At 73.0% G+C, this 25,592-nt stretch carries 24 protein-coding genes; 19 read left to right on the top strand and 5 right to left on the bottom strand.

Features of this window, described 5'->3' with window-relative positions:
- The first annotated feature begins 132 nt into the window (after positions 1-132).
- From ACIQ9E_RS23795 to ACIQ9E_RS23785, 3 genes are read left to right on the top strand one after another with little or no spacing between them, the layout of a single operon-like run.
- Positions 133-840: an ABC transporter permease gene (locus ACIQ9E_RS23795; RefSeq protein WP_403710097.1), complete on the top strand. Its 708-nt coding sequence runs from the start codon at positions 133-135 to the stop codon at positions 838-840.
- Positions 837-1,514, top strand: coding sequence for an ABC transporter permease (locus ACIQ9E_RS23790; protein ID WP_403710095.1), 678 nt, complete (start codon positions 837-839; stop codon positions 1,512-1,514). Before ACIQ9E_RS23795 ends, ACIQ9E_RS23790 begins: the two co-directional genes overlap by 4 nt.
- Positions 1,511-2,452: an ABC transporter substrate-binding protein gene (locus ACIQ9E_RS23785; protein WP_403710093.1), complete on the top strand. Its 942-nt coding sequence runs from the start codon at positions 1,511-1,513 to the stop codon at positions 2,450-2,452. Before ACIQ9E_RS23790 ends, ACIQ9E_RS23785 begins: the two co-directional genes overlap by 4 nt.
- A gap of 15 nt (positions 2,453-2,467) precedes the next feature.
- Here ACIQ9E_RS23785 and ACIQ9E_RS23780 read toward each other — a convergent pair whose 3' ends face one another.
- The gene (locus ACIQ9E_RS23780; protein ID WP_403710091.1) at positions 2,468-3,622 is read right to left on the bottom strand and encodes a hypothetical protein; all 1,155 of its coding nucleotides are present in this window, start codon (positions 3,620-3,622) and stop codon (positions 2,468-2,470) included.
- Positions 3,623-3,710: 88 nt separating this feature from the next.
- On the bottom strand, positions 3,711-4,874 hold the full coding sequence (locus ACIQ9E_RS23775) for an ABC transporter ATP-binding protein (RefSeq protein WP_403710089.1): 1,164 nt from the start codon (positions 4,872-4,874) through the stop codon (positions 3,711-3,713).
- A 244-nt stretch (positions 4,875-5,118) separates the two neighbouring features.
- On the opposite strand from ACIQ9E_RS23775, the gene ACIQ9E_RS23770 reads away from it, so the two are divergent.
- From ACIQ9E_RS23770 to ACIQ9E_RS23760, 3 genes are all read left to right on the top strand, one after another.
- Positions 5,119-6,300 (top strand): glycoside hydrolase family 5 protein, encoded by a 1,182-nt coding sequence (locus ACIQ9E_RS23770; protein ID WP_403710087.1) that lies wholly within the window; start codon positions 5,119-5,121, stop codon positions 6,298-6,300.
- Positions 6,301-6,441: 141 nt separating this feature from the next.
- The gene (locus ACIQ9E_RS23765) at positions 6,442-7,740 is read left to right on the top strand and encodes an alpha/beta fold hydrolase (protein WP_403710085.1); all 1,299 of its coding nucleotides are present in this window, start codon (positions 6,442-6,444) and stop codon (positions 7,738-7,740) included.
- Positions 7,741-7,824: 84 nt separating this feature from the next.
- A complete protein-coding gene (locus ACIQ9E_RS23760) occupies positions 7,825-8,577 on the top strand; it encodes a PIG-L deacetylase family protein (RefSeq protein ID WP_403710083.1) in 753 nt (250 codons plus the stop codon).
- Positions 8,578-8,606: 29 nt separating this feature from the next.
- On the opposite strand, the gene ACIQ9E_RS23755 is transcribed toward ACIQ9E_RS23760, so the two are convergent.
- Positions 8,607-9,788 carry a sulfite oxidase gene (locus ACIQ9E_RS23755; protein ID WP_403710081.1) on the bottom strand — a complete coding sequence of 394 codons (1,182 nt, stop codon included), beginning with the start codon at positions 9,786-9,788 and terminating at the stop codon, positions 8,607-8,609.
- A gap of 391 nt (positions 9,789-10,179) precedes the next feature.
- Between ACIQ9E_RS23755 and ACIQ9E_RS23750 the strand changes: the two genes are divergently transcribed.
- Positions 10,180-10,773: a hypothetical protein gene (locus ACIQ9E_RS23750; RefSeq protein WP_403710079.1), complete on the top strand. Its 594-nt coding sequence runs from the start codon at positions 10,180-10,182 to the stop codon at positions 10,771-10,773.
- Positions 10,774-10,932: 159 nt separating this feature from the next.
- Positions 10,933-11,568: a helix-turn-helix domain-containing protein gene (locus ACIQ9E_RS23745; RefSeq protein ID WP_403710077.1), complete on the top strand. Its 636-nt coding sequence runs from the start codon at positions 10,933-10,935 to the stop codon at positions 11,566-11,568.
- Positions 11,569-11,588: 20 nt separating this feature from the next.
- Here ACIQ9E_RS23745 and ACIQ9E_RS23740 read toward each other — a convergent pair whose 3' ends face one another.
- Positions 11,589-12,665, bottom strand: coding sequence for a hypothetical protein (locus ACIQ9E_RS23740; protein WP_403710075.1), 1,077 nt, complete (start codon positions 12,663-12,665; stop codon positions 11,589-11,591).
- Positions 12,666-12,957: 292 nt separating this feature from the next.
- On the opposite strand from ACIQ9E_RS23740, the gene ACIQ9E_RS23735 reads away from it, so the two are divergent.
- From ACIQ9E_RS23735 to ACIQ9E_RS23695, 9 genes are all read left to right on the top strand, one after another.
- Positions 12,958-14,556 (top strand): ABC transporter substrate-binding protein, encoded by a 1,599-nt coding sequence (locus tag ACIQ9E_RS23735; RefSeq protein WP_403710254.1) that lies wholly within the window; start codon positions 12,958-12,960, stop codon positions 14,554-14,556.
- Between the two features lie 71 nt (positions 14,557-14,627).
- Positions 14,628-15,593, top strand: a complete 966-nt coding sequence (locus ACIQ9E_RS23730; RefSeq protein WP_403710252.1) for an ABC transporter permease — start codon at positions 14,628-14,630, stop codon at positions 15,591-15,593.
- Entirely contained in the window at positions 15,586-16,452 is an 867-nt protein-coding gene (locus tag ACIQ9E_RS23725) for an ABC transporter permease (protein WP_403710072.1), read from the top strand. Before ACIQ9E_RS23730 ends, ACIQ9E_RS23725 begins: the two co-directional genes overlap by 8 nt.
- A gap of 107 nt (positions 16,453-16,559) precedes the next feature.
- A complete protein-coding gene (locus tag ACIQ9E_RS23720) occupies positions 16,560-17,492 on the top strand; it encodes an ABC transporter ATP-binding protein (protein ID WP_403710250.1) in 933 nt (310 codons plus the stop codon).
- Positions 17,485-18,180, top strand: coding sequence for an ABC transporter ATP-binding protein (locus ACIQ9E_RS23715; RefSeq protein WP_403710070.1), 696 nt, complete (start codon positions 17,485-17,487; stop codon positions 18,178-18,180). Before ACIQ9E_RS23720 ends, ACIQ9E_RS23715 begins: the two co-directional genes overlap by 8 nt.
- Positions 18,181-18,436: 256 nt before the next feature.
- A complete protein-coding gene (locus ACIQ9E_RS23710) occupies positions 18,437-18,631 on the top strand; it encodes a hypothetical protein (RefSeq protein ID WP_006350979.1) in 195 nt (64 codons plus the stop codon).
- A 566-nt stretch (positions 18,632-19,197) separates the two neighbouring features.
- Positions 19,198-19,674: a hypothetical protein gene (locus ACIQ9E_RS23705; RefSeq protein ID WP_403710068.1), complete on the top strand. Its 477-nt coding sequence runs from the start codon at positions 19,198-19,200 to the stop codon at positions 19,672-19,674.
- A 456-nt stretch (positions 19,675-20,130) separates the two neighbouring features.
- Positions 20,131-21,255: a PLP-dependent cysteine synthase family protein gene (locus ACIQ9E_RS23700; RefSeq protein WP_403710066.1), complete on the top strand. Its 1,125-nt coding sequence runs from the start codon at positions 20,131-20,133 to the stop codon at positions 21,253-21,255.
- A 50-nt stretch (positions 21,256-21,305) separates the two neighbouring features.
- Positions 21,306-22,535 (top strand): MFS transporter, encoded by a 1,230-nt coding sequence (locus ACIQ9E_RS23695; protein WP_403710248.1) that lies wholly within the window; start codon positions 21,306-21,308, stop codon positions 22,533-22,535.
- A gap of 119 nt (positions 22,536-22,654) precedes the next feature.
- On the opposite strand, the gene ACIQ9E_RS23690 is transcribed toward ACIQ9E_RS23695, so the two are convergent.
- Positions 22,655-23,170, bottom strand: a complete 516-nt coding sequence (locus ACIQ9E_RS23690) for a GNAT family N-acetyltransferase (RefSeq protein WP_403710064.1) — start codon at positions 23,168-23,170, stop codon at positions 22,655-22,657.
- Positions 23,171-23,392: 222 nt separating this feature from the next.
- Between ACIQ9E_RS23690 and ACIQ9E_RS23685 the strand changes: the two genes are divergently transcribed.
- On the top strand, positions 23,393-24,220 hold the full coding sequence (locus ACIQ9E_RS23685; protein ID WP_403710062.1) for a hypothetical protein: 828 nt from the start codon (positions 23,393-23,395) through the stop codon (positions 24,218-24,220).
- A gap of 9 nt (positions 24,221-24,229) precedes the next feature.
- Positions 24,230-25,444 (top strand): MFS transporter, encoded by a 1,215-nt coding sequence (locus ACIQ9E_RS23680; protein ID WP_403710060.1) that lies wholly within the window; start codon positions 24,230-24,232, stop codon positions 25,442-25,444.
- Positions 25,445-25,592 lie beyond the last annotated feature (148 nt).

Below are 25,592 nucleotides of genomic sequence, written 5' to 3'. Positions count from 1 at the left end.
CCACAGGGCCGCCCCGCCCCCGCGCCCCGGCCGGATCCCCCGCGGGCCGTATCGCCCGTTCGGCCCCGGCGGCGCGCGGCCCGGCCGCCCCCGCGCTCGAATGGGCAGACGACCGCGTTCAGGAGGTGGACCGTGCCCGGGACATGGACCGCGCCCGGCGCCGCGCCGGACGACTGCCTCGCCCGCAACGACTGGATCTGCGGCGCCTATCTCTCCACCCGCCGCGAGATCCTCCAGGACGCCGTACTCCAGCACCTCCAGCTCACCACCGTCTCCGTGGCGCTGGCCGTCGTGGTCGCCGTACCGCTGGCCGTCGCCGCCCGCACCGCGCGCTGGGCCGCCGGACCGGTCCTCGCCCTCACCACGATCCTCTACACCATCCCGTCCCTCGCCATGTTCTCCCTGCTGCTCCCGGTGTACGGGCTCTCCGCCTCCCTGGTCATCGCCGGGCTGGTGCTGTACTCGCTGACGCTGCTGGTCCGGAACATCCTCGCCGGACTGCGCGCCGTCCCCGAGGAGACCCGGCAGGCCGCCCGGGGCCTGGGCTACGGACCGCTCAGACTCCTGATCACCGTCGAACTCCCGCTCGCGCTGCCCGCCGCCATGGCCGGCCTGCGGATCGCCACGGTCTCCGCGGTCTCCCTGGTCACCATCGGCGCGATCGTCGGCTACGGAGGCCTCGGCAACCTCATCTACGCCGGGATGAACACCTACTTCAAGGCCCAGGTCCTCACCGCGTCCGTACTCTGCGTCGTCATCGCCGTCGCCGCCGATCTGCTGCTCCTCCTCGTCCAGCGGCTCGCCACCCCCTGGGCCCGGCACCAGGGCGGGGCCGGGTGAACACCCTCTCCCAGGCCTGGTCCTGGCTGACCAGCGCCGACCACTGGTCCGGCGACGGCGGCATCACCCAGCGGCTGACCGAACACATCGTCCTCACCGCCGTCTGCCTCGTCCTGAGCTGTCTGATCGCCCTCCCGGTCGCCCTCGTCCTCGGCCACCTCGGGCGCGGCGGCGCGCTCGCCGTCAACATCGCCAACGCCGGCCGGGCCGTGCCCACCTTCGCCGTCCTCGTCCTGCTGCTGCTCAGCCCGGTCGGCAACTACGGCGAAGGGCCCACGGTCATCGCCCTCGTCCTCTTCGCCGTACCACCGCTGCTCACCAACGCCTACGTCGGTATGCGCGGCGTCGACCGGGATGTCGTCGCGGCGGCCCGCGGTATGGGCATGACGGGCAGCCAGCTGCTGCGCGGCGTCGAGCTGCCCCTCGCGCTTCCGCTGATCCTCACCGGCGTACGGATCGCCGCCGTCCAGCTCGTCGCCACCGCGACCATCGCCGCGCTCGCGGGCGGCGGCGGACTGGGCCGGATCATCACCGCGGGCTTCAATCTGGCCTCCACCCCCCAGGTCGTCGCGGGCGCCGTGCTGGTCGCCGCGCTCGCCCTCCTGGTGGAGGGCGTCTGCGTGCTCGCCGAACGGCTCGCCCCGGCCGGAGCGCGACAGGCGGAGCACCGATGAACCGCCGCCCCCTCGCCGCCGCCCTCCTCGTCCTGACGGTGCTCACCGGCTGCACCACCGGACCCGCGCTGGAACAGCGGGGAGACATCACCGCACCCCCCGGCAACAGCCGCGATCTGACCGTCGGATCGGCCGGCTTCACCGAGAGCGACCTGCTCGCCCAGATGTACGCACTGCTCCTGCGGCACTCCGGCTACCGGGCCACCATCCTCTCCGTCACCAACCGGGAGCTGTACGAACCGGCGCTGGAGAGCGGCCGGATCGACGTCGTACCCGAATACGCGGCCACCTTCGCCGACTGGCTGAACGCCAAGGCCAACGGACCCGACGCACCCACCGTCGGCTCACCCGACCTGACGAAGACCATGACCGCGCTGCGCCGGCTGGCCGCCCCCCGCGGACTGACCGTCCTCGACCCCGGCCGCGCCGTCGACCAGAACGCCTTCGCCGTCACCCGCGCCTACGCCGCCGAGCACCAGCTCAGAACCCTCAGCGACCTGGGCCGCTCCAAACTCCCGGTACGGCTCGCCGCGGGCGACGAATGCGTCCAGCGCCCCTACTGCGAACCCGGACTGCGCAAGACGTACGGTATCGACATCGTCGCCGTCGACCCCAAAGGCGTCGGCACCACCCAGGCCAAACAGGCCGTCCAGAGCGGGCACGACCAGATGGTCCTGACCACGACCACCGACGCCACGCTCGGCCAGTTCGGACTGGTCCTCCTCGCCGACGACCGGCACCTCCAGAACGCCGACTACATCGTGCCCGTCGTCAACCGCTCCCGCGCGGGCGGCCCCGGCGTCGTCCGGGCCCTCGACACCCTCAACACCGTCCTCACCACCGCCGATCTGGCGTCGATGAACGAACAGGTCGACAGCTGGCGCCGGCTCCCCGAAGCCGTGGCCCGCACCTATCTGCAGTCCAAAGGCCTGCTCTGAGCCCGGCCCGCGCGCTCAGCCCGCGACCGGGGGACTCGCATGCAGCTGTTCGAGCCGTCGCCTGAGCACCCGCAGCGCGCCCCGCTGACGGCCCGGCACCCGCTGCCGCAGGGCGACCAGCCGCGGTGCGGCGGCCCGAGCCCGCTCCGGGTCCGCGATCTGCTCCCACTGGTGGTGCGCCCGGTCGACCGCGCCCTCCACATCGGGATCGTCCGCCGTCTGCTGCCGGGTCAGCCTGGTATCGGCGGCCGCCATCCACAGTTCGCAGCTCAGCGCCGGATCGCCCGCGAGCCGGGCCAGATCGGCGCGGACCTCCAGCCAGTGGACCGCCTGGAGCGAACCGGGGCCGTACGCGCGCAGCTCACGCTGCTCCCAGGCTGCGGCGACGGCCGCCGCCTCGCCGTGCCGTCCCGCCTGCGCCGCAGCCAGGATCGCCGGATGCGGATCCTCCACCGGAGCAGGCGCCGGAGCGGCGGCCCCCTGCGGCGGTACGGCCGCTGGGACGGGCATCGCCGCGGCCGGGGCCAGGAACAGGGCACCCGCCGAGTCCGACTGGAGCGCCGCCTGCTCGTGCAGCGCGGTGGGATCCGGCCGCGCGCCGCTGCGCCAGATCGCGGCACATGCCGCCAGATACGACGGTACGACGGCCTCCCGGCGGTCCGGCGGCGGTGCCACCCGCCCGTAGAGCCGGATCGCGGAACCCAGTGCCAGCAGCCGGGGCCCCTCGTCGGCCAGCCGCCGCCAGACCTCCGGGGCGGTGACGAGGTCGACGACGACGGTCGTCGTCCCGGGGCGGCGGATCGTCAGTTCGGAGGCCAGCCAGTGCCACGGCAGCGCCGTGTAGCGCAGGGTGGTGGGCGTCGTCCGGGCGAGCGCCAGATGCGGCAGACGCTGCCTTCGGTCGAGCTGGAGCTGCCCCGCGACGTACAGGAACAGCGGACCCTCCGCGGTCGCGGCGGCCCGGATGCGCGTCAGTACCGTCTGCGGGTCCAGCGGGTCGGCCAGTTCGACGACCGTGGCCGCCGGTGTCCCCGTCAGCGCGCTCGGCGGCACCGCGGCCAGCGCGGGCAGCACCGCCCCGGCGTCCACCAGACGCCCCTTCCCGACCGGCGCCGCCGCGATCAGCAGCGCGGTCCCCGGCGCGGTCGTTTCCCCACCCGTGATCAGCACACCAGCACGGTAGCCCAATCCGGTGACGCCCTTGTCCCCGTCCGGCGCCACCGGTGTCACGCCGCGCCGGGAACGGCCCGGCCGGATGTCAGGCGTCCGCCACCGAGTCGAAGTCGACGTCCTCCCGCGCCACGCCCTTCGCCTCCGCGTCCACCGAACGGCGCAGCGCCTCGTGGAGCTTGGCCGGGGTCAGCACACCGGCGAAGAGGTCGCCGTCGAGGACCGCGACCCAGCCCGCGTCGTGCTGGAGCATCTCCCCGAATGCCTTCTTGAGCGGGGCACCCAGCGGAACCCAGGCCTCCATCCGCCGGGTCAGTTCGCCGACCGTACCGCCGTCCCCGGCGATGGCGAGGGCGTCCGCGGCGACCCAGCCGCGCAGTTCACCGCCGGGCCCGAGCACCACGGCCCAGCGCGCGCCCTCGGCACGCAGCCGGGCGGCGGCCGTGTCCGCCCGCTCGCCGAGCCGGGCCACCGGAGGTTCTTCGAGGTCACCGGCTTCGATCCGGGTGACCGAGAGCCGCTTCAGTCCCCGGTCCGCGCCGACGAACCGGGCCACCTCGTCGGTGGCGGGAGCGCCGAGCACCGCCGCCGGGGTGTCGTACTGGGCGATATGCCCCTGCCCGTAGACCGCGATCCGGTCCCCCATCCGGACCGCCTCCTCGATATCGTGCGTGACCAGGAGGACCGTCTTGCGCACCGTCGCCTGGAGCGACAGGAACTCGTTCTGGAGGCGTTCGCGGACCACCGGGTCGACCGCGCCGAACGGTTCGTCCATCAGCAGCACCGGGGGATCGGCGGCGAGCGCGCGGGCCACCCCGACCCGCTGGCGCTGACCGCCGGAGAGCTGGGCCGGATAGCGGGAGCCGTAGACCTCGGGGTCGAGGCCGACCAGGTCGAGCAGTTCCGCCGCCCGGGCCCGGGCCTTCGGCTTCTTCCAGCCGAGGAGCGCGGGGACGGTGGCGGTGTTGTCGAGGACCGTTCGGTGGGGGAAGAGCCCGGCCTGCTGGATGACGTAGCCGATCCGGCGGCGCAGCCGTACCGGGTCGACGGTCGAAATATCCTCGCCGTCGACGGTGATCCGGCCGGACGTGGGCTCGATGAGCCGGTTCACCATCATCATCGTGGTCGTCTTGCCGCAGCCCGACGGGCCCACCAGGGTCACGAGTTCGCCCTCGGCCACCTCGAACGAGAGGTCGTCGACGGCGGTCGTGCCGTCCGGGTACACCTTGCCGACCTGCTCGAACCGGATCATGCCCTCACGCTAGAAGGGGCGCCGGGAGGCCGCACACGGTCGGCGACCGTCCGGGGCGGCCGCCGGTGGACGCGTGTACGGCCGGGCACCCCGGGCCACCGGTACCTCCGGGGCGGAGCCGTCACCGTTTTTGTCATGACCCTTGTAAGTGTGGCGCGGTGCTGCTTCCATCCGAGTTAGGAAACTTTCCTAACCATCCCGGGATCCCCACGAACCCCCACGAAGCAGGAACACGGGAGACACCATGAAACCCTCGGGCCACTCCTGGCGCAGTTCGGCCGGTATCGGGGCGGTCGCCGCCGCCCTGCTTCTCGGCCTCGCGGCCGTTCCGTCGGGCACCGCCGGCGGACCCGGCACCGCGGCGGCGGCCGAGGCCGGGAACGCCTCCTCCGCCGACCGCCGGCCGGACGGCGCCGGTGTCCATCGGCCCGCGAGCACCGGGACGGTGAGCACCGGCCGGGCGAAGGCCGCCGACCCGCCCGCGGGCACCCCCGCCGCGGTCAACGGACAGCTCAGGGTCTGCGGCACCAAGCTCTGCAACGAACGCGGCAGGCCGGTCCAGCTGCGCGGTATGTCCACCCACGGACTCCAGTGGTACCCCCGGTGCGCCACCGGCGGAGCCCTCGACGCCCTGGCCCGGGACTGGAAGGCCGACGTCGTACGCCTCTCGCTGTATGTCCAGGAAGGCGGCTACGAGACCGACCCGCGCCGCTTCACCGACCTGGTCAGCGGGCTGATCGAGCAGGCGTCGGAGCGCGGGATGTACGCGGTCGTCGACTGGCACATGCTCACCCCCGGGGACCCCCACCACAACCTCACCCGCGCGAAGACCTTCTTCACCGAGATCGCCCGCCGCCACGGCCACCGCAAGAACCTGCTCTACGAGATCGCGAACGAGCCCAGCGGAGTCTCCTGGTCCCGTGTCAAGAGCTACGCCGAGCAGCTGATCCCGGTCATCCGGCGAGTGGACGCCGAGACCCCCGTCCTCGTCGGCACCCGCGCCTGGTCGTCCCTCGGCGTCTCCGACGGCTCCGACGAGTCCGAGGTCGTCGCCGACCCCGTGAAGGCCGCCAACATCATGTACACCTTCCACTTCTACGCCGCCTCGCACCGGGAGGAGTACTACGCGGCCCTGTCGCGCGCCGCGAACCGGATCCCCCTGTTCGTCACCGAGTTCGGCACCCAGAACTACGCGGGCGAGGGCGCCGACGACTTCGCCATGGCGGGGCGCTACCTCGACCTGCTGGCCGAGAAGAAGATCAGCTGGATCAACTGGAACTACTCCGACGACCACCGCTCCGGAGCCGTGTTCAAACAGGGCACCTGCGACCGCGGCGGACCCTGGGCCGGAACGTCGTCCCTCAAAGAGGCCGGGAAGTGGATCCGCAGCCGGATGAGGACCCCGGACGATTTCGGCACCTCCTGACCTCCTGGCGGGCCGCCCGGCCCGCCGCAGGGGCCGCGGGCCGCCGGTGCTCCGCCGCGGGTGACCCGTGCCCGCCCAGGGGAGACCCGTGTGATCCCATGGGCGGGCGTGACCCCGGAAGAACACACGGCAGGAGCCCCAGTGACCCGCTACCACCAGCCCGGCGCCGTCCTCACCGACCACCGGTTCCTCGTCCCCCTGGACCACACGGACCCGGACGGGACGCAACTGGAGCTGTTCGGCCGGGAGATCGTCGCCCCCGGACGCGCCGGTGACGAACTGCCCTGGCTGGTCTATCTCGAAGGCGGGCCCGGTTTCGGCGCCCGCCGCCTCTGGGGCCGCCAGGCCTGGCTGGGCCGGGCTCTGGAGGAGTACCGCGTCCTCCTTCTCGACCAGCGCGGTACCGGCGCCTCCACCCCGCAGAACCGCCAGTCGCTCGCCGCTGTCGGCTCGGCTTCGGCCCAGGCCGACCGCCTCGCCCTCTTCCGCGCCGACAGCATCGTCCGCGACTGCGAGACGGTACGCCGCCGGCTCACCGGCGGCGCCCCCTGGAGCGTCCTCGGCCAGAGCTTCGGCGGCTTCTGCGCCACCACCTACCTCGGCACCGCCCCGGAAGGCCTCCGGGAGGTGTTCATCACCGGCGGACTGCCCTCCCTCCACCACCATGTGGACGAGGTCTACCGGGCCGCCTATCCGCGCGTTCAGCGCAAGGCGGAAGCCCACTACGACCGCTACCCGATGGATGTGGACCGGGTCCGCCGGATCGCCGCCCATCTGGCCGAGCACCGCACCGTACTGCCCGGCGGCTACGTCCTGACCCCGGAGGCCTTCCAGTCCCTCGGGCTGATGCTCGGCACGTCCGACGGCAGCCACCGCCTGCACTATCTGCTGGAGGACGCCTTCATCCGGGCCGGTGACCGGCTCGAACTCTCCGACGCCTTCCAGGAGTCGGTGCTCGCCGCCCTCTCCTTCGCCGGCCACCCCCTCTACGCACTGCTCCACGAGGCCTGCTACGGGGGCCACGGCGGCCGTCCCACCGCCTGGGGCGCCGAACGGGTCCGGGCCGAGTTCCCGCAGTTCGACGCCCGGGCGGCCCTCGAAGGCGATACGCCCCTGCTCTTCACCGGCGAGACCATCCACCCCTGGCACTTCGAGACCGACCCCGCCCTGAGCCCCCTGCGCGAGGCCGCCGAACTGCTCGCCCACCGCACCGACTGGCCCGCGCTCTTCGACCCCGCCCGCCTCGCCGCCAACGAGGTCCCCGTCGCGGCCGTCGTCTACCACGACGACATGTACGTCGACACCGCCCACTCCCTGGAGACCGCGCGTGCCGTCCGCGGGCTGCGCACCTGGGTGACCGACGAGTACGAGCACGACGGCCTGCGGACCGGACCGGCCGTACTCGACCGGCTGATCGGCCTGGCCCGCGGCGAGATCTGAGCCCTGTCCGGGCCCGGTCGGGACGGCTCCGCCGGAGCCCGGCATTCCGCCGGAGTGCCGGGACCCGCGACGTATCCTGCGATCATGACCGACGCCACGGACCACCCCCCACAGCTCGCGCCGATGCCCGACGACTGGCAGCGGGCCCTGGCGGTCGTCGCCCACCCCGACGACCTCGAATACGGATGCGCCGCCGCGATCGCCGGATGGACCGACGGCGGCAAGGAGATCGCCTACCTCCTCGCCACCCGCGGGGAGGCCGGCATCGACACCCTGCCTCCCGCGGAAGCCGCCCCGCTGCGCGAACGCGAGCAGCGGGCGAGTGCCGCGGTCGTCGGGGTGACGGCCGTCGAGTTCCTCGGCCACCGCGACGGCGTCATCGAGTACGGCACCGCGCTGCGCCGCGATATCGCCGCCGCCATCCGCCGCCACCGGCCCGAACTGGTCATCACCCTCAACCACCGGGACACCTGGGGCGGCACGGTGTGGAACACCCCCGACCACCGGGCGGTCGGCCGGGCCACCCTCGACGCCGCGGCCGATGCGGGCAATCGGTGGATCTTCCCCGAACTCGTCGAGGAGCAGGGCCTCGAACCGTGGGACGGCGTCCGCTGGGTCGCCGTCGCCGGCTCCACCGGTCCCACGCACGCGGTGGACGCGGGACCCGGCCTCGAACGCTCCGTCGCCTCCCTGCTGGAGCACCGCACCTATATCGAGGGGCTCACCGACCGGAACCCGGAGGAGTACTGCCGCGGTTTCCTCACCGGGATCGCCGAGACCACGGCCGCCCGCTTCGGCGGCCGTCCGGCCGTCGCCTTCGAACTCTTCCCCCGCTGACCCGGGCGGCGGCCGGGAGCCGGCACCGGTCAGGCGACGGTCACCGGATGCCGGACCACGGCGTCGAAGAGATATCCCTGGGTGTTGTGGACCGTCCGGCCGGGCTGGGTGTTCCCGGCCCGGTCGGTGGTCCGCGCCAGCACCGCTCCCGGGCCCGTTCGCTCCGGCCGCCAGGGAAACGTCCAGCGCGTCAGACCGCCCCGGGCGGGTGGATCGCAGAGCCGCGCCACCGCCCAGCTGGCTCCGGAGTCGGTGCTCACCTCCACCCGGTGCACCGGGGCATGGGCCGACCAGGCCCGCCCGGTGATCCGGTGCCGCCGCCCCGCCTCCAGAACCGCCCCGGACTCCAGTTCCACCATGCTCTTCACGGTCTGCCGGGACAACGGCGGCGACCCCTCCACCGGATGGGCCGCCCCGAACAGACGGTAGAAGCGGGTGTCCCACGGGGAGGACTGCGGCACCTCGGCGACCTCGATGTCACCGACCCATTTCACCGAGGCGATCCCGATCCACGACGGCACGATCAGCCGCACCGGGAACCCGTGGTCCCGGGGGAGCGGCTCCCCGTTCATCTCGTATGCGAGGATCACGTCGTCGACGGCCTTCGCGATCGGCAGCGGGCGCCGCACCCGGCCCAGATCCACCCCGTCGACGGCGAACGGATCGTCGAGTCCGCGCGGCATCACCGATACCGCCGAAGGCGAGACCCCGGCCAGTTCCAGCACGTCCCGCAGCCGTGCCCCGCGCCAGCGCGCCGCTCCCACCGCGCCGAGCGTCCACGGCGTACCGCTCACCTGCTCGCCCTGCTGGGTGGCGAAGAAGCTGCGGCCGTTGCCCGCGCACTCCACCACGGCGGTCCTGGTCACGGAGGGCAGGGAACGCAGCCGCCCGTAGTCGAAGTCCACCGGCCGCCCGCCGCGCAGCCCACTGCCCCAGACCGTCAGCTTCCAGTCCCGTTCGTCGATGAGGGGCGTGGAGGTATGGTTGCGGACGAAGAAGCGGTCGGCGGGGGTGAGCGTCCCGGTGCCGCGTAAGGCCTCCTGACGGGTTTCGGCGTTCGTTCCCCGAAGCGTGAACACTTCGGGAGGCAAAGGTTTGACGATCCCCGGCGCGGCGGCCGCCGCACCGGCGGATCCCAGGGCCAGCGGCCCGGAGAGCGGTGCGGCGGCGAGCAGCCTGAGGAGATCACGGCGGTGGAGAGCAGGGGACACGGAGGCCTCCGGACGGCGTTGGACGGCAGGGGACGGCGAAGAGCGCACGAAGGACACCACGGAAACGGGGCGGGTGCGCGGGAAGCGGCGGAGCCGGCTCTCGTCAGCGGCGACAACAGAGCCGCGAGCGGCACAGGGTGGTGTCCTGGGCTCTGGGGGGCTCCGGCGCGATGACCATGCCCGGATCCTAGCGGCGTACCGGGGTCGGCAACGGCGGGTTGCAGCCATCCTCCGGTGGTGGAGCTGCAAGCGTGGCGCCACTCACCGCGAACTGCACGCCGAAAGCGAGCCCACCGGCCCCGGGGCCGGTCCGGTGGTCGTCGTTCTGCGGAGGACGGCACACTGAGCCCTTGGCGCTTGGTTGCCCGTCATGGGGTTGCAGCCTGCATGAATGGTCGACAAGTCGGGGGTGCGACTCGGTTCCAAGGCCGCACGCCTGCTGGCCCGGCTGGGGCGCGCCGAGATCCGTCCGGGGCTGACGGAGCAGGAGTTGGCCCGTGTCGAAGCGCGTTTCGGGTTTGCGTTCGCCGACGATCACCGCGCGTTCCTCTCGGTCGGGTTGCCCACCGGAGGGGGGTGGCCCGACTGGCGCCACGGCGATGCCGCCTTGCTCCGTTCCTGGCTCGGCAGGCCGGTCGAGGACGTACTGTTCGCGGTGGCGGAGGCGGATTTCTGGCATCCGGGTTGGGGCGCTCGCCCTGCCCGGCGGACGGACGCCATGGCCGGCGCGAGGGCGCACTTGGCGTCAGTGCCGCAGCTCGTTCCGGTCTACTCCCATCGCTACCTGCCGGCCGGCCGGGAATCATATGCGCACCCGGTGCTGTCGATCCGCGGCGCCGACATCATCCCCTACGGATACGACCTCATCGATTACGTGCAGGAGGAGTTCGGCGGCCCGCGGGAGGGAACCGGGGAGCGGCCGGTCGTCGACGCCACAGCAGCCTTCTGGGCGGACTTCCTGTTCTGGTCGAACCAGGGAGGGTGAAAGGATCACTCGGCCGACCCGCACGTTCTCGCCGCGGTGTACCCCTTTCGGCGTTCAGCGGAGCGCGTCCGGCGCCGTACGGTCCCCCATCGGGACCCCCGCCCCCCCGGACCGGTCTGCCGGATTGACAAACGGCCTTGCTGCTTCTGCAATGGACTCATGGCAGGTGGACAGCGACACGAGGACCGGCACCCGGCGGCGGACGGCGGTGGCGGGACGGACGGGATCGGTGCCGTACTCGACGAGGTGGGCCCGCGGCTGCGGCGGATCCGGCGGGAGCGCGGCGCCACCCTCGAAGCGCTCTCCGAGGCCACCGGGATCTCCGTCTCCACCCTCTCGCGGCTGGAGTCCGGGCAGCGCCGGCCGAGCCTGGAGCTTCTGCTGCCGCTCGCCCGGGCCCATAAGCTGCCGCTGGACGAACTGGTCGGGGCGCCGCCCGTCGGCGACCCCCGGGTGCGTACGCAGCCGATCGTCCGCGACGGCCGGACCATGCTGCCCCTGACCCGCAGGCCCGGCGGCCTCCAGGCGTACAAACTGATCCAGCAGCCGGGCCCCGGCGAACCGGATCCCCGGACCCATGAGGGCTACGAGTGGCTGTACGTCCTCTCCGGCCGGCTCCGGCTCGTCCTCGGCGACCACGACATCGAACTGGGCCCGGGGGAGGCGGCGGAGTTCGACACCCGCGTCCCCCACTGGTTCGGCACGGCGGGCGACAAGCCGGTGGAGTTCCTGAGCCTCTTCGGCCCCCAGGGCGAACGCATGCACGTCCGCGCCCGGCCCCGCCGGGGGGACTGACCGCGCCCCCGCCGGGCCGGTCAGCGCACGGCCGGGGGCAGCTTCAGATCGGTGCAGCCGTGCCGTGCGGCCGCGCGCTCCGCGAACGCCCGGAAAGCGGGCAGCCCGAAACGATCGCCGGTCGCCCGGCCGTCCGGCGCCGTCCGTGCCTCCGGCGGCAGGTATCCGGTGAACGGGCTCCGCGCCGCGTCCCCGGGACACCGGGCGCTGCCCCACAGCCATGAACCGTCCGCCCCGGCATCCCCGGAGTGGCCGGTGGATTCCCCGCCGCTCCGCTGCGCCGCGGCGAGACCGAAGCGGGCCCGGAAGACATAGGCGCCGTCGAAGTCCGCTGATTCGACCGTGCACTTCTCCACCAGGCCGCCCCTGCCCGGTGGGGTCTCGTGGACGGTGTCCAGCCGTCGGTCGCGGGCGAACGGCAGCCCGGCGCACGCTCCGTTCGCCTGCCCGACCGGTTCCGCGGCGAGTACGGGGGGAAGTGCGGTGAGCGCCTCACCCGCGCGTGGTTCGCAGTTCCACCGCCCGGCGGCCTCGACGGCTGTCGCGGTCGCGAACCGGGCCCGGAACAGATCGGAATCCACCCAGCCGCCGACCCGGTGCTCGTCCTTCTCCTCTCGGGACCGGTAGGAGTTCACGGAGACCGCGATCCGGTCCGCGCTGTTCCGGCAGCCGACCACGATCACCGTGAGATGACCGTCCGACGACCCCTGCCGGCCGCCGCCGACCGGAGCCGGTGACCGCTCGCCGCGGAACTCCGGAACGACTCGCGCGACACGCTCCTTCTCGCCTTCGCGCAGTCGTGCCACGACCACCTGCAGACTCGGGGACTGCAGTCCGCAGGCCCAGGCGTCCTGACGCAGCCGACGCTCGTTCTCCAGCATGGTGCCCACCGGCAGTCCCTCGAACAGTGGGCCCTCCCGGTGGGCAAGCAGTCCACCGCAGAACGAGTCCATCGCGTCCTCGAACCGCCAGCGGGCGCCGGTATCGCTCTCCCGCCACCAGATCCAGCCCGCCACGAGCACCGGCACCAGCACCGCCACGGTCCACGGAACCACCTTGCCCCAGACCACCCGTGGCACCAGTTTCGCCCTTGTCACCTGTCCACCCCCTGTCGTACCCGGCCGGACCCTCCGCCCGTGCCCGTCCCGGAGCAGGGCCCCCGCCCGGGACCGGGACCGGGTACGGGCCACCCGTACCGGGTCCGAGGCGGCGCACGCCGGGCCCGCGAACCATGGGTGTGGCCTCCGTCACAACTCTGCCGGAGGGGTGCCCGGGTTCAGGAGGCCCCGGTGCCTCGTGGCCTGTACATGCTGTTTAATTGCGAGGAATTCGCAATAACGGTTGATCTTCATTAGGGGTGTGGGTACCGTGTCCGCTCCATCGGCCCGCGTGGCCCGTCCCGGCCGCCGGATACACCGGGCGGCGGCCGTCGCCCTGGCTGCTGCGCTCACCGCGGGAGCCACCGCCTGCTCGAATCCGGGCAGCAGCTCCGCGGGCGGCGCCAAGGACTCGGCCGTCGTCGGCATCGCGACCGAGCCCGAGAGCCTCAGCCCCCTCCTCGGCTTCGGCAAGGACGGCAACTCCAAGATCTTCGACGGGCTGCTCGCCATGGGCCCCGACATGCAGCTGAAGCCCGCACTCGCCGCCGCCCTCCCGAAGGTCAGCCCCGACGGGCTGACGTACACCTACACCCTCCGCAAGGGCGTCACCTTCAGCGACGGCAAGCCGTTCACCGCCGAGGACGTCGTCTTCACCTACAAGACCGTCCTCGACCCGAAGACCAACAACGCCTCCCGGTCCGAGCTGGACGCCGTCAAGGACGTCACGGCCCCCGGCGGCGACACGGTCGTCTTCACCCTCAAGTACCCCTACGCGCCCTTCGCCCAGCGCACCGTCCACCCGATCGTGCCCCGGCACGCACTCGCCGGACAGGACGTGAACACCGGCCCCTTCACCACCAGGCCCGTGGGCACCGGCCCGTACCTCCTCAGCTCCTGGTCCAAGGGCGAGAAGCTCACCTTCAAGGCGAACCCCTCCTACTGGGGCGGCGCGCCCGCGGTGAAGAAGTTCACCATGGCGGTCATCAAGGACGACGACGTCCGGGCGACCCGGCTGCGCGCCGGCGACCTCGACGGCGCCATCCTCCCGCCCAACCTGGCCGAGGGCTTCAAGGGCGACAAGTCCCGGAAGACGCACGCGGCGACCACGTACGACTACCGCACCGTGACCCTGCCCACCGGCAACAAGGTCACCGGCGACCTCGCCGTCCGCCGGGCGCTCGATGTCGCCGTCGACCGCAAGGCCATGGTCGACAAGATCCTCGAAGGGGCCGGGAAACCCGCCTACGGCCCCGTCCCCACCGACAGCGAATGGTTCGCCAAGGGCACCGAACGCACCCAGGACCTGGACCGGGCGAAGCAGATTCTCGACGCGGCGGGCTGGAAGCCGGGCGGCGACGGGATCCGGGTGAAGGACGGCGTCCGCGCCGAGTTCCCGCTCTGGTACCCCTCGGGCGACAAGCTCCGCCAGGACCACGCCCTCGCCTACGCCTCCGACGCGAAGAAGGCCGGTATCTCCGTCAAGACCCAGGCCGGCACCTGGGAGGTCATCGAACCGCGGATGAAGCAGGACGCGGTCCTGGCCGGCGGCGGCGCGCCCGGGGACCCCGACTTCGACCAGTATCTGCTGCTCACCTCCTCCCTCGCGGGCGACGGCTTCAACAACATGGCCTGGTACGACAACCCGGCGGTGGACCAGGCCCTGGTCAAGGGGCGGCAGAGCGGCGACAAGGCCGTCCGCAAGGCCGCGTACGAAACCGTCCAGCGCGAGCTGGTGAAGAACCCCGGCTACACCTTCCTCACCCATATCGACCATCTGTACGTCGTCAATGACAAGTGGGACGGGCTGAGCACCCAGGTCGAGGCGCACGAGCACGGTCTGGCCTCCGGCCCCTGGTGGAACGTCGAGGACTGGACGCCGAAGAAGTGACCGGCGCCCTCACCGAGGGGACCGGGGAGAAGGCGGCGCCCCGCACCGGGCGCCGCCTGCCCTGGGGCCCGATGGCCCGTATGGCGGGCCGCCGGGCCCTTTTCGCGTTCCCGGTCCTCCTGATCGTCACCTTCGGCGTGTTCGCCGTCGCCGCGGCATCGCCCTTCGACCCGGTCAAGGCGTACACCGGCACCGCGGGAATGACCGCGGCCCAGGAGGACCTCGACCGCATCCGCGCCAATCTCGGCGTCGACGAACCACTCGTCAGCCGCTGGTGGAACTGGCTGACCGCGGCGCTCCAGGGCGATCTCGGGGAATCCAGCGTGCTGCGCCAGCCGGTCGCCGACGCCATCGGTGAACGCGTCGGCTGGTCCGTCCTCCTCGCCGTGACCGCCTTCGCCCTCGCCGTCGTCCTCGGTACGGTGCTCGGCGTGCTCGCGGCCCGCAGCCGTGGCGGCCTGCTCGACCGCACGGTCAGCTCAGCCGCCTACACCCTGGAAGCCGCGCCCGCGTTCTGGCTGGGCCTCCTCGTCATCTGGGTCTTCGCCCTCCGGCTCGGCGTCCTGCCCGCGGGCGGGCTCACCGACACCGGAAGCGACACCGTCACCTTCGGCCAGGTCGCCACGCATCTCGTGCTGCCTGCCACGGTTCTCGGTACCACCCAGATGCCGTGGTTCTTCCTCTACGTACGCCAGGGGGTCGGCGACGCCCTCGACGAGGACCCGGTCCGCGGCGCCCGCGCCCGGGGCATCGGTGAACGGACCGTACTGCTGCATCACGCCCTGCGCTCCGGAATGCTGCCCATGCTGACCCTGATCGGCTCCCGGGTGCCCGAACTGATCACCGGGGCGCTGCTGGTGGAGACCGTCTTCAGCTGGCCCGGGATCGCCGCCGCCACCGTCGAGGCGGCCACCTCCGTCGACTTCCCGCTGCTGGCCGCGCTCACCGTGCTGGCGACGGCGGCGGTGCTGATCGGCAATCTCCTCTCCGATCTGCTGTACGGACTGGCCGACCCGAGAGTGGGCTTCGATGGCTGACGTCGTCTGGCGTTCCCGTGGACGCACCCGCCGCTCCACCCGTACCGTCCGGGTCACCGTATCGGCGGTGATCGTCGCGGCCGTCGTCCTGGCGGTCCTGATCGTGCCGCCGGTCGTCCAGCTCGACGAACAGGCGGTCGACCTCTCGCAGAAGCTCCAGCCGCCGTCCCTCGCGCATCCCTTCGGCACCGACGACGTCGGCCGGGACCTGCTGCTGCGCTCGGTGTACGGCCTGAGGATCTCCCTGCTCGTCGGGCTCGTCGCCGCGCTGGTGGCCACGGTCGTCGGCACCCTGGTGGGCGCCGCGGCGGCCACCTTCGGCGGCTGGGTGGACCGGGTCGTGATGCGTCTGGTCGACACCTTCTCGGCCGTACCGCATCTGCTGCTCGGTATCTTCGTCGTCGCCATGTTCCGGCCCGGGGTCTGGCCGGTCATCGCCTCGGTGGCCGTCACGCACTGGTTGTCGACGGCGCGTATCGTCCGCTCGGAGGTGCTGTCGCTGCGCTCGCGCCCGTACATCGACGCGGCGATCTCCGGCGGAGCCTCCCGGTGGCGGGTCACCGGCCGCCATCTGGTGCCCGCGGTGCTCCCGCAGGCGGGTCTGGCGGCGGTGCTGATGGTGCCGCACGCGATGTGGCACGAGTCCGCGCTCTCCTTCCTGGGCCTCGGTCTGCCGAGCCACCAGGCCAGCCTCGGCAATCTGATCCAGACCGCGCGGGGTTCGCTGCTGGCGGGCGACTGGTGGCCGACGCTCTTCCCCGGCCTGTTCCTGATCATCCCGACGCTGGCCATCGCCGGCCTCGCCGGAGCCTGGCGGGAACGGATCAACCCGCGCCGCCGATCGGAGTTGATGCTGTGAGCGACGCACGCGCGGCCGCCCGGGTATCCGTGGCCGCCGCCCGTACCGGCGGTGAGAGCACGGCGGCCCCGGTGCTGTCCGTACGCGATCTCTCCGTGCGGTTCCGGATGCGCGGCGGCCGTCATATCGCCGCCGTCAGCGGTGCGAGCTTCGACCTGGCGGCGGGGGAGTGCCTGGCCCTGGTGGGCGAGAGCGGCTGCGGCAAGTCCGTGCTGGCGTCGGCGCTGCTGGGGCTGCTGCCGGGCAATGCGCAGACCGCCGGTACGGCGACCGTCGCCGGGACCGAGCTGCTCGGCGCCGACGAGCAGACCCTGGCGCGTACCGTACGGGGGCGCCTGGTCGGTCTCGTACCGCAGTCGCCGGCCGCGCACCTCACCCCCGTCCGGACCGTGGGATCCCAGATCGAAGAGACCCTGCGGGAGCTGACCGGTCTCTCCCGCAAGGCGGCCCGTTCGGCCGCCGTCGCGGCGGCCGAACGCGCCGCGTTCCCCGCGGACCATCTGGACCGCTATCCCCATGAACTGTCCGGTGGCCTCGCGCAGCGCGCCGCCACCGCGCTCGCCCTGATCGGTGACGCCCCTCTGCTGCTCGCGGACGAGCCGACCACCGGTCTCGACCGTGATCTGGTGAACCGGACCGCGGACGAACTGCGCCGCCACACCGACGACGGCCGGGCCCTGCTGATGATCACCCACGATCTGGCGGCCGCCGAGCGGATCGCCGACCGGGTCGCCGTGATGTACGCGGGCCGCATCGTCGAACTGACCGGTGCCCGTGGTTTCTTCGGCGGGTCCGGGCCCCGCCATCCGTACGCCCGCGGACTGCTGAACGCCCTGCCCGAGCGCGATTTCACCGCGGTCCCGGGGCTGCCGCCCGAACTGGGGGACCTGCCCGACGGCTGCGCCTTCGCCGCCCGCTGCGGCCGGGCCGGTGAACGCTGCACCGTCCGGCCCGTGTTCACGGACGGTCTCGCCTGCCACCACCCGGTGACGCCGGAGGCCGCCGGGGCCGCCTCGACGAAGGACGTACACCGTGCTTGAACTGGCCTCGGTCACCGCGGGGTACGAGCGGGGCGCCCCGGTCGTCCGTGACGCGTCGCTCAACCTCGCGTCCGGCGAGGCGGTCGGGCTGCTGGGCCCGAGCGGCTGCGGGAAGTCCACCCTCGCGCGGGTCGCCGCGCTGCTGCACCGGCCCTGGTCCGGCGGGGTCTCCGTCGACGGTGTGCCCGTCCGGGGCTGGCGCTACGGCGCTCCGCGCGAACTGCGCACCGCGATCGGTGTCGTGTTCCAGCAGCCCCGGCTCTCCGCCGATCCCCGGCTGACCCTCCGGGACCTGATCGCGGAGCCGCTGCGGGCGACCGGCCGCCGGGCCGAGGCGGCGGACCGCACCGGGGAACTGGCCGCCGCGGTGGGGCTGACGGACGATCTGCTGCGCCGCCGTCCGCACGAGGTGAGCGACGGACAGTTGCAGCGGGCTTGTCTGGCCCGTGCGCTGGTGCTCCGCCCCCGGTGGCTGGTCTGCGACGAGATGACCGCGATGCTCGACGCGTCGACCACCGCCGCGCTGGTGGCGGTGGTCGAGTCGTACCGCCGTACGACCGGCGCCGGGTTGCTGGCCGTCGGGCACGACAAGGTGCTGCTGGATCGCTGGTGCGACCGGACCGTGCACTGGGACGAGGTGGCTCCGACCGGTGCCGCTCGCGGTGCAGAGCGTGCGCCCGGCGCCTGAACCCGCCCGCGGCCGGCCGTCCGTGGCCGTTCGGGCCGGCGCTCCGGGCCGGGGAGCGGCAGGGTTTCACCACAGGCCGTCCGCCGGTGCCCGAGCGCCGACCGCGGACCCGGGCAGCCGGCGTTCTCCGGCGGTAGCCCGTCTCCGGCCGCCCAACCACCCGTCCGGCGGACACGCCGGAAGGCTGTACGGCCCCTCCACTACGCCAGACTGGCCGACGAAAGCCGCAAATTGGGCGCGGCGGAGGAGGTTGGTGATGGTCGTCTCGATGTCGGTGCTGCTGCTTCTGGTGATCCTGGCAGTGGTCTTCCTGCGCAACGGCGGGTTGAAGTTCTCCCACGCCATCGTCTGCGCCCTGCTCGGCTTCTTCCTCGCGGGCACCAGCATGGCGCCCACGATCCACGAGGGTGTCGCCGCTACCGCGGAGGTCGTGAGCGGTCTTCAGCCGTAAGCCGGCCGGCAGGGCCCGGACCGGGTCCCGGAGCGGCGCCGACTCCGCTCCGGGACTCCGGCCCGGTGACGGCGGCCGCCCGGAGGTGGTGGGCGGCCGCCGACTCGCACCATCCCCTGGCGCTGTCCGCCCGGAGCGGAACTGCGCCCGCCGGGGCCGTGTTCCCTCCCCGACAGGACCGACTGCCGGACGAGCGGCCAGTGAACCCACCGGGAGGTTGCGACGACGTTGCGTCCGGTCGCCCGCCCCGCCCGCCGTCGACTGCCGGCCGTTGGGCCGCCGGTCCGGGGAGAGCCGGACGCCCGCGCCCCACCGGATTCGACGCGACCGGACCTGACGTCACCCGACCCGATGCCGCCGGACCCGATGTCACCCGACCCGATGTCACACCGGACCCGATGTCACCGGATTCGGCGTGACCGGACCCGGCCCCCGCAGAATCCGGCGCACCGGATCCTGCCGTCGGTGAAGCCGCGCCCCCGCACAAGGAATGATTACGGCCATGCGCGGCCGGATCGGGAAGTAAGAGTTGCGCTGGTCGACGGGGAAGCGGTTATGATCACGGCATGATTACGGAGCGGCCCGCCGCGGATATGCCGCGGTCCTCGGAATTACGGGGACCGTGGCATCTGGTGTGGCTCGCTCTGCTTGTCCTCGGGCTGGTGTTCGCCCATGGGGTGAACCAGGAAAGCCCCTTCGCGCATATCGCCGGTGCGGCCGCCACGGCGGAAAGCCCCGGCCACTTCCCATCCGCGGCTACAGCGGAACGCGCCGCCGCGGTGCCCCCGGCCCCCCGGGCGGCCGCGGCCTTCTTCGGCACACACGCGGGGCTCTCCGCGCACTCCGACGGCTCGGCGCACCCCGCCGAGCAGTGCATGCCCGGCCAGCCGCAGCTCAACAGCGGTACGGCCGGGCCCGGTTCGAGCCAGCTGCCGCCCGGCGCCGCAGCCGACCGGACCATGCGAGCCGTCGCAGGCGACACCATCGACGCCCGCGCCGCCGCGCCCCGCTGCCCTCCCGTGACGGGCATCCTGAGGATTTAGAGGCCGCCCCGGGCCACCGCTGCCCCGGCCCACCCCCTTTCCTCCTTCTCATCGCGCAGCCGGCGGCCTTGCGCCACCCGCCTCCTTTCCCTTTCGACCGTGATGGTCCGGCCCTGCCCGGAATCACCGGCGAACGGCGGAAATTGCGCTGCCGCAGTATCGAGCGGCCGACTGCCGATAAACCCCGACTGTCAGTGGAAAAGGCTTCTCCCTTTTCCTCCGTGGTTCCCTCTTTCGGTTCCCCCTGACAGTTCCCTCTGCCGGAAAGCGCTGCCCATGGCGGCCGCCGCGCAGCCCGTCCGTTTCGCGCGCCCCCGGCCCGTCTCCGCCTGCCGCTCCCGTATGCCCCTCACCGGTTTCCGCAACACCGGTGAGCACGTATCCGCGGCCGCCGGCCCGCCGGGGTGCCCGCAGCGCCCGTAACCCCCGTGGTACGACGAACGAGAGCACACAACGATGACCACCTCCCCGCCCTTCGGCACCATCCACCCCGCCGGTGCCGCTGCACCCTCCGGCCCCGCCTCCCGTACCGCACTCTCCGGACTGGTCGGCAACACCCCCCTCCTGCGCGTCACCGAACCCTTCACCACCGGCGACCGCGGCTTCTGGGCCAAGCTGGAGGGCTTCAACCCCGGCGGCATCAAGGACCGGCCGGGGCTCTACATGGTCGAACGCGCACATGCCCGGGGCGAGCTGCGCCCCGGCGGCCGGATCATCGAGTCCACCAGCGGCACCCTCGGCCTCGGACTCGCCCTCGCCGGTCTGGTCCACGGCCATCCGGTCACCCTGGTGACCGACCCCGGTCTGGAACCGTCCATGACCCGGCTGCTGACCGCCTACGGAGCCGAGGTCGACACGGTTCGCGAGCCGCACCCGACCGGCGGCTGGCAGCAGGCCCGCCGCGACCGCGTCGCGGAGCTGACCGGGAAGCAGCCCGGCTCCTGGTGCCCGGACCAGTACAACAACCCCGACAACACCACCGCCTACACCCCCCTCGCCCTGGAGATCGCCGCCGAACTCGGCCAGGTCGACGTGCTGGTCTGCAGCGTCGGCACCGGCGGTCACTCGGCCGGGATCTCCCGGGTGCTGCGCCAGCTCTACCCGGGGCTGCGGCTGGTCGGTGTGGACACCGTCGGCTCCACCATCTTCGGACAGCAGGCCGGACCCCGGCTGATGCGCGGACTGGGCTCCAGCATCTACCCCCGCAACGTCGCCTACGAGAGCTTCTCCGAGGTCCACTGGGTGAATCCCGCCGAGGCGGTATGGGCCTGCCGCACCCTGGCCGCCTCCCACTACGCCACCGGCGGCTGGAGCGTCGGCGCGGTCGCCCTGGTCGCCGGATGGCTGGCCCGCACCCTGTCGCCCCACACCCGGATCGCCGCCGTCTTCCCCGACGGGCCCCAGCGCTATCTGGGCACCGTCTACGACGACGACTACTGCGCCGCGAACGGGCTGCTCGGCGGTCCGCCCGCCGCCGAACCCGACGTCGTGGCACGGCCCGACGAACCGGTCACCCGCTGGACCCGCTGCGGCACGGTCGTCGACCCGCTCACCCTCGGCGGCGGGAGCGCGGACCGGTGACGGGCACCCTCGCCGCCTTCCGGAGCCACGAACGCGGCGTCCGGCTGCTGATGGTCAACCAGTTCACCATCAACCTCGGCTTCTACATGCTGATGCCCTATCTGGCCGTCCACCTCTCCGGCTCCCTCGGGCTCGCGGGCTGGGTCGTCGGACTGGTCCTCGGCGTCCGCAACTTCAGCCAGCAGGGCATGTTCCTCGTCGGCGGCGCCCTCGCCGACCGCTACGGCTGCAAACCGCTGATCGTCGCCGGCTGTCTGCTGCGGACCGTGGGCTTCGCCGCCCTCGGGGTCGTCGACTCGCTGCCCGCGCTGCTCGCGGCCTCCGCCGCGACCGGACTCGCCGGCGCCCTGTTCAACCCTGCCGTACGGGCCTATGTCGCGGCGGACGCGGGCGAGCGCAGGGTGGAGGCCTTCGCCCTCTTCAACGTCTTCTACCAGGCGGGCATTCTGCTCGGGCCCTTGGTAGGGATGGTTCTGACGGGTGTCGACTTCCAGCTGACCTGTCTGGTGGCGGCAGGGGTGTTCGCCGTGCTGAGCGCGGTACAGATCCGGTCGCTGCCCGCCCGGCGGGGGGCCGCGGCCGAGCCCGCCGGCCAGGAGGATGCGGGCGGCGGATGGCGCGCGATGCTCACCAACCGGCCCTTCCTGCTCTTCTCGGCCGCCATGACCGGCTCCTACGTCCTGACCTTCCAGGTCTATCTGGCGCTACCGCTGGAGGTACGGCGCCTCGGCGGCGACGGCACCTCCGGAACGGTGTCGGTGGCACTCCTCTTCGCCGTCTCCGGGCTCTCGACGATCCTGTTCCAGCGCCGGGTCACCGACTGGTGCCGGGCGCGTACGGAGCCGGGCCGGGCGCTCGTCCTGGGGCTGCTCGTCATGGGCGCGGCCTTCGTCCCCCTGGCGGCGGCCACCGCACTGCCCCTGCCCGACGGCGGCCCGGGGCGGACCGCGCTCGCCGTCGTCCCGCCCGCGCTGGCCGCACTGCTGCTGGCCCTGGGCACGATGATCGCGTACCCCTTCGAAATGGACACCGTCGTCCGGCTCGGCGGGGAGCGGCGCGTCGCCACCCACTACGGGCTCTACAACACCGTCTGCGGAATCGGGATCACCCTCGGGAACCTGCTGACCGGTGCCGCCCTGGACACGGCGCGCGAAGCGGGGCTCCCGGCCCTGCCGTGGACGGTGCTGACCGCGCTCGGCCTGCTCTGTGCCCTGGCCCTGCACACCCTGCACCGTACGGGACGCCTCACCGCCCCCGTACCGGCCGCTGCCCCCGGCTGACCGGCCCGGCATCGGACCGTGCGCTGCCCGTCGAAGGCCCGCCGGCCGGGCCCTGTCCGGGCGATCTTGTCGGGCCCACGACGACAGGTACGGATCCTCGAAGATCGCCCGGACCGGACCTAACCGTCGATCCCGAAGGCCGGCGGGTAGTGGACGGTTCCGGCCGGAGCGGGGCGGTCCGGGTCGAGGGTCAGGGCCATCATCGCCTCGTCCGGCACCTCGAACGGGGCACGGATGCCGAGCGTGGAGGCCGGGACGAAACCGAACCGCGGATAGTACGAGGGGTGTCCGAGGACCACGACGGTGTTCTCGCCGAGGTCCCGGGCGGCGTCCAGCGCGGCCCGGACGGCGGCCGCCCCCGCGCCCTGCCGCTGGTACGCGGGGCTGACCGCGCAGGGCGCGAGGGCGAGAGCGGGTTCCGTCCCGATCCGGCAGCGGGTGAGCAGGGCATGCCCGGCGGCCCGGCCGTCCTCCGTCACGGACAGCAGGGAGAGACCGTCGATCCACGCCTCCGGATCGGCCCGCAGGGCCTCGACGAGATCGGCCTCCAAAGCGGTCGGGAACGCGGCGAGGTTGATCTCACGGACGGCCGCGATATCGTCGGCGGTCTCCGGGCGGGTGGTCCATGCGGTCATGTAGGGGTTCCGTTCTCGGAGCGGACGGGCGGACGGGCGGCGACCAGTCGGCAGGCATTGGAAGAACCGGGTGGATTCGGGGCGGACCGGGCCGTCGCGGGCGGAAGCGCCGCCACGCTAACACGCTGCGCCGTCCGGTCCCGGCGGGCACCCACCCGCCCCGCCCGCGGCCCGTACCGCACCCGGGCCCGGCGGGATCACCCGTATGGCAGACTCCCGCCCATGCAGCCGGATTTCGCGCTCCTCCGGGAGCTGGTCGCCACGGTCCCCGGCATCGCGGTCGAAGCGGGCAGGGGCAAGACGGCGGACGCGATCCGTGCCGCCGAGTCCGTCGTCGGACCGCTCTGCCCCGCCTACCGCTGGTGGCTCGCCGAGTACGGCGAGGGCAGTCTCCACCGGGCCGGGGTCGGGACCGTGGCGCCGCTCCACGGCATCGGGGCGATCGACGTCGTCGACGGCTGGGACGGCGGGGACCGGCTCTGGTTCCATCGGGCGGGCGACGGCGGCGACACCTACGGCTTCGCGCTGGGCTCCGGCGACGGCCCGGAGCTGCCGGTCGTCCGGCGCGACCACTTCACCGGTGAGGAGGAACGGTACGCCGACTCCTTCGCCGGGTTCCTGACGGTGTGGACGGCGCTCGCCCTCGGTCTGAAGGACGGGCCGAACCCCTCGGTCGCCCGGCTCTGGCGGACGACCCCCGGCGCCGTCCTGCCCGACGGAACCGTCGTCTACGGGCCCGGTCTCCTGAAGGACCGGAACGAGGCTTACGAGACACGGCGCCGGGCGCCGCACTGGGTCCTCGTCGGTGACGACGGCCGCGGTACGGGGCTGTTCATGCGCCGGCACGGCCGGGACCGCACATCGGTCTACCGGCTCCCGGCCGACGACGCCGCGAACGACATCGGGGAGCGCGGCGACTTCGTCACGGACGATCTGTACGGCTGGATCCGAGCCGCCCGGGAGCCTTCCCGGCTCCCCGCCGGGGAGATCCGGCCGACGCCCCCGGACGGATCTCCGCCCAGCCCGGAAAATCCGAACAAATCATCATAAGGTGGTCAGATGAGCCCTCGTGCCCCCGGCCACCGGCCCGCTCCGCGGCACCGCCCCGGCTATCTCGCCGCAGCCGCGGTCTTCGCCGTGGGCATGGCCGGGACAACGCTGCCCACCCCGCTCTACGGCCTGTACCGAGAGGAGATCGGCTTCTCCGAACTGACGGTCACACTCGTCTTCGCCACCTACGCGGCCGGTGTGATCCTCACCCTCCTCCTGGCGGGCAACCACTCCGACCGGGCGGGCCGGCGGCCGGTCCTGCTTATCGCCCTGCTGTGCGGTGCCGCCAGCGCGGTCTGCTTCCTCCTGGAGAGCGGGCTGCCGCTGCTCTACACGGGCCGGGTGCTCTCCGGGCTCTCGGCCGGACTGCTGAGCGGCGCTGCCACCGTCACCGTCATGGAACTGGCCGCCCCCGAGGACCGCTCCCGGGCCGGATTCGCGGCGACCGCGGCCAATATGGGCGGTCTCGGCTGCGGTCCCCTGATCGCCGGTCTCCTCGCCGAGTACGCGCCCGCGCCGCTGACCCTGCCGTTCGTCGTCCATCTCGTCCTGCTGGCGCTCGCGGGCGCGGTCGTCCTCGCCCTGCCCGAGACCGTGGCGGATCCGCGGCCGTGGTCCCGGCTCCGACCGCAGGGGCTGTACGTCCCCGCGGAAGTGCGGGCCGTGTTCGTCCCCGCAGCGGTCGCCGCCTTCGCGGGCTTCTCCCTCCTCGGGCTGTTCACCGCCGTAGCGCCCAGCTTCCTCACCGAAACCCTGGGGGAGCGCAACCTCGCCGTCATCGGAACCGTCGTGTTCGGCGTGTTCCTGGCGTCCACCGCCGGGCAGTCGGTCACCGGCCGGTTCCCGGCGAGCACCGCACTGCCGCTGGGCTGCGCCGTGCTGGTGGCCGGACTCCTGCTGGTGGGCGCCTCGCTGGCGGTGCGCTCCCTCGCCCTGCTCGTCGCCGGAGGGCTGTGCGGAGGGTTCGGGCAGGGTCTCGCATTCCGCGCGGGCCTCGCGGCCGTCAGCGCCGCGGCCCCCGCCGCCCATCGCGCGGCGACCGTCTCCTCCTTCTTCGTCGTCGCCTACACGGGCATCTCGCTGCCCGTCATCGGAGTCGGGGCGCTGGCGGTCGCCCTCGGGGTACGGGACGCGGGCCTGATCTTCGCGGTCTGCGCGACGGCCGTCGCCCTCGGCACCGGACTCTGGCTGTACCGCAGGCGCGCCGAGATCGCAGCGTCCTGACGGATCGCCCGTACCGGACACCGCGCCACCGCGGCAGCGGGACTGCCGGTACGGGGAGACGGACATACGGAGCGGATACGGGTACGGACCACCCGCCGCCCTGAGTATCCGCACTCAGGCCGCGGCCCCGGCACACCGCGCATGATCG

This window comes from Streptomyces sp. NPDC094448 (assembly GCF_044763775.1).
GTDB lineage: Bacteria > Actinomycetota > Actinomycetes > Streptomycetales > Streptomycetaceae > Streptomyces.
Note: the sequence above shows the minus strand (reverse complement) of the source record. Positions and strands in the feature narration are given on the sequence as shown.

Coding starts and splice junctions, on each gene's coding strand:
- ACIQ9E_RS23785 (WP_403710093.1), top strand. CDS start 1,511: ATGAACCGCCGCCCCCTCGCCGCCGCCCTCCTCGTCCTGACGGTGCTC.
- ACIQ9E_RS23775 (WP_403710089.1), bottom strand. CDS start 4,874: ATGATCCGGTTCGAGCAGGTCGGCAAGGTGTACCCGGACGGCACGACC.
- ACIQ9E_RS23770 (WP_403710087.1), top strand. CDS start 5,119: ATGAAACCCTCGGGCCACTCCTGGCGCAGTTCGGCCGGTATCGGGGCG.
- ACIQ9E_RS23760 (WP_403710083.1), top strand. CDS start 7,825: ATGACCGACGCCACGGACCACCCCCCACAGCTCGCGCCGATGCCCGAC.
- ACIQ9E_RS23750 (WP_403710079.1), top strand. CDS start 10,180: ATGGTCGACAAGTCGGGGGTGCGACTCGGTTCCAAGGCCGCACGCCTG.
- ACIQ9E_RS23745 (WP_403710077.1), top strand. CDS start 10,933: ATGGCAGGTGGACAGCGACACGAGGACCGGCACCCGGCGGCGGACGGC.
- ACIQ9E_RS23730 (WP_403710252.1), top strand. CDS start 14,628: ATGGCCCGTATGGCGGGCCGCCGGGCCCTTTTCGCGTTCCCGGTCCTC.
- ACIQ9E_RS23725 (WP_403710072.1), top strand. CDS start 15,586: ATGGCTGACGTCGTCTGGCGTTCCCGTGGACGCACCCGCCGCTCCACC.
- ACIQ9E_RS23720 (WP_403710250.1), top strand. CDS start 16,560: ATGCGCGGCGGCCGTCATATCGCCGCCGTCAGCGGTGCGAGCTTCGAC.
- ACIQ9E_RS23710 (WP_006350979.1), top strand. CDS start 18,437: ATGGTCGTCTCGATGTCGGTGCTGCTGCTTCTGGTGATCCTGGCAGTG.
- ACIQ9E_RS23705 (WP_403710068.1), top strand. CDS start 19,198: ATGATTACGGAGCGGCCCGCCGCGGATATGCCGCGGTCCTCGGAATTA.
- ACIQ9E_RS23700 (WP_403710066.1), top strand. CDS start 20,131: ATGACCACCTCCCCGCCCTTCGGCACCATCCACCCCGCCGGTGCCGCT.
- ACIQ9E_RS23695 (WP_403710248.1), top strand. CDS start 21,306: ATGGTCAACCAGTTCACCATCAACCTCGGCTTCTACATGCTGATGCCC.
- ACIQ9E_RS23690 (WP_403710064.1), bottom strand. CDS start 23,170: ATGACCGCATGGACCACCCGCCCGGAGACCGCCGACGATATCGCGGCC.
- ACIQ9E_RS23685 (WP_403710062.1), top strand. CDS start 23,393: ATGCAGCCGGATTTCGCGCTCCTCCGGGAGCTGGTCGCCACGGTCCCC.
- ACIQ9E_RS23680 (WP_403710060.1), top strand. CDS start 24,230: ATGAGCCCTCGTGCCCCCGGCCACCGGCCCGCTCCGCGGCACCGCCCC.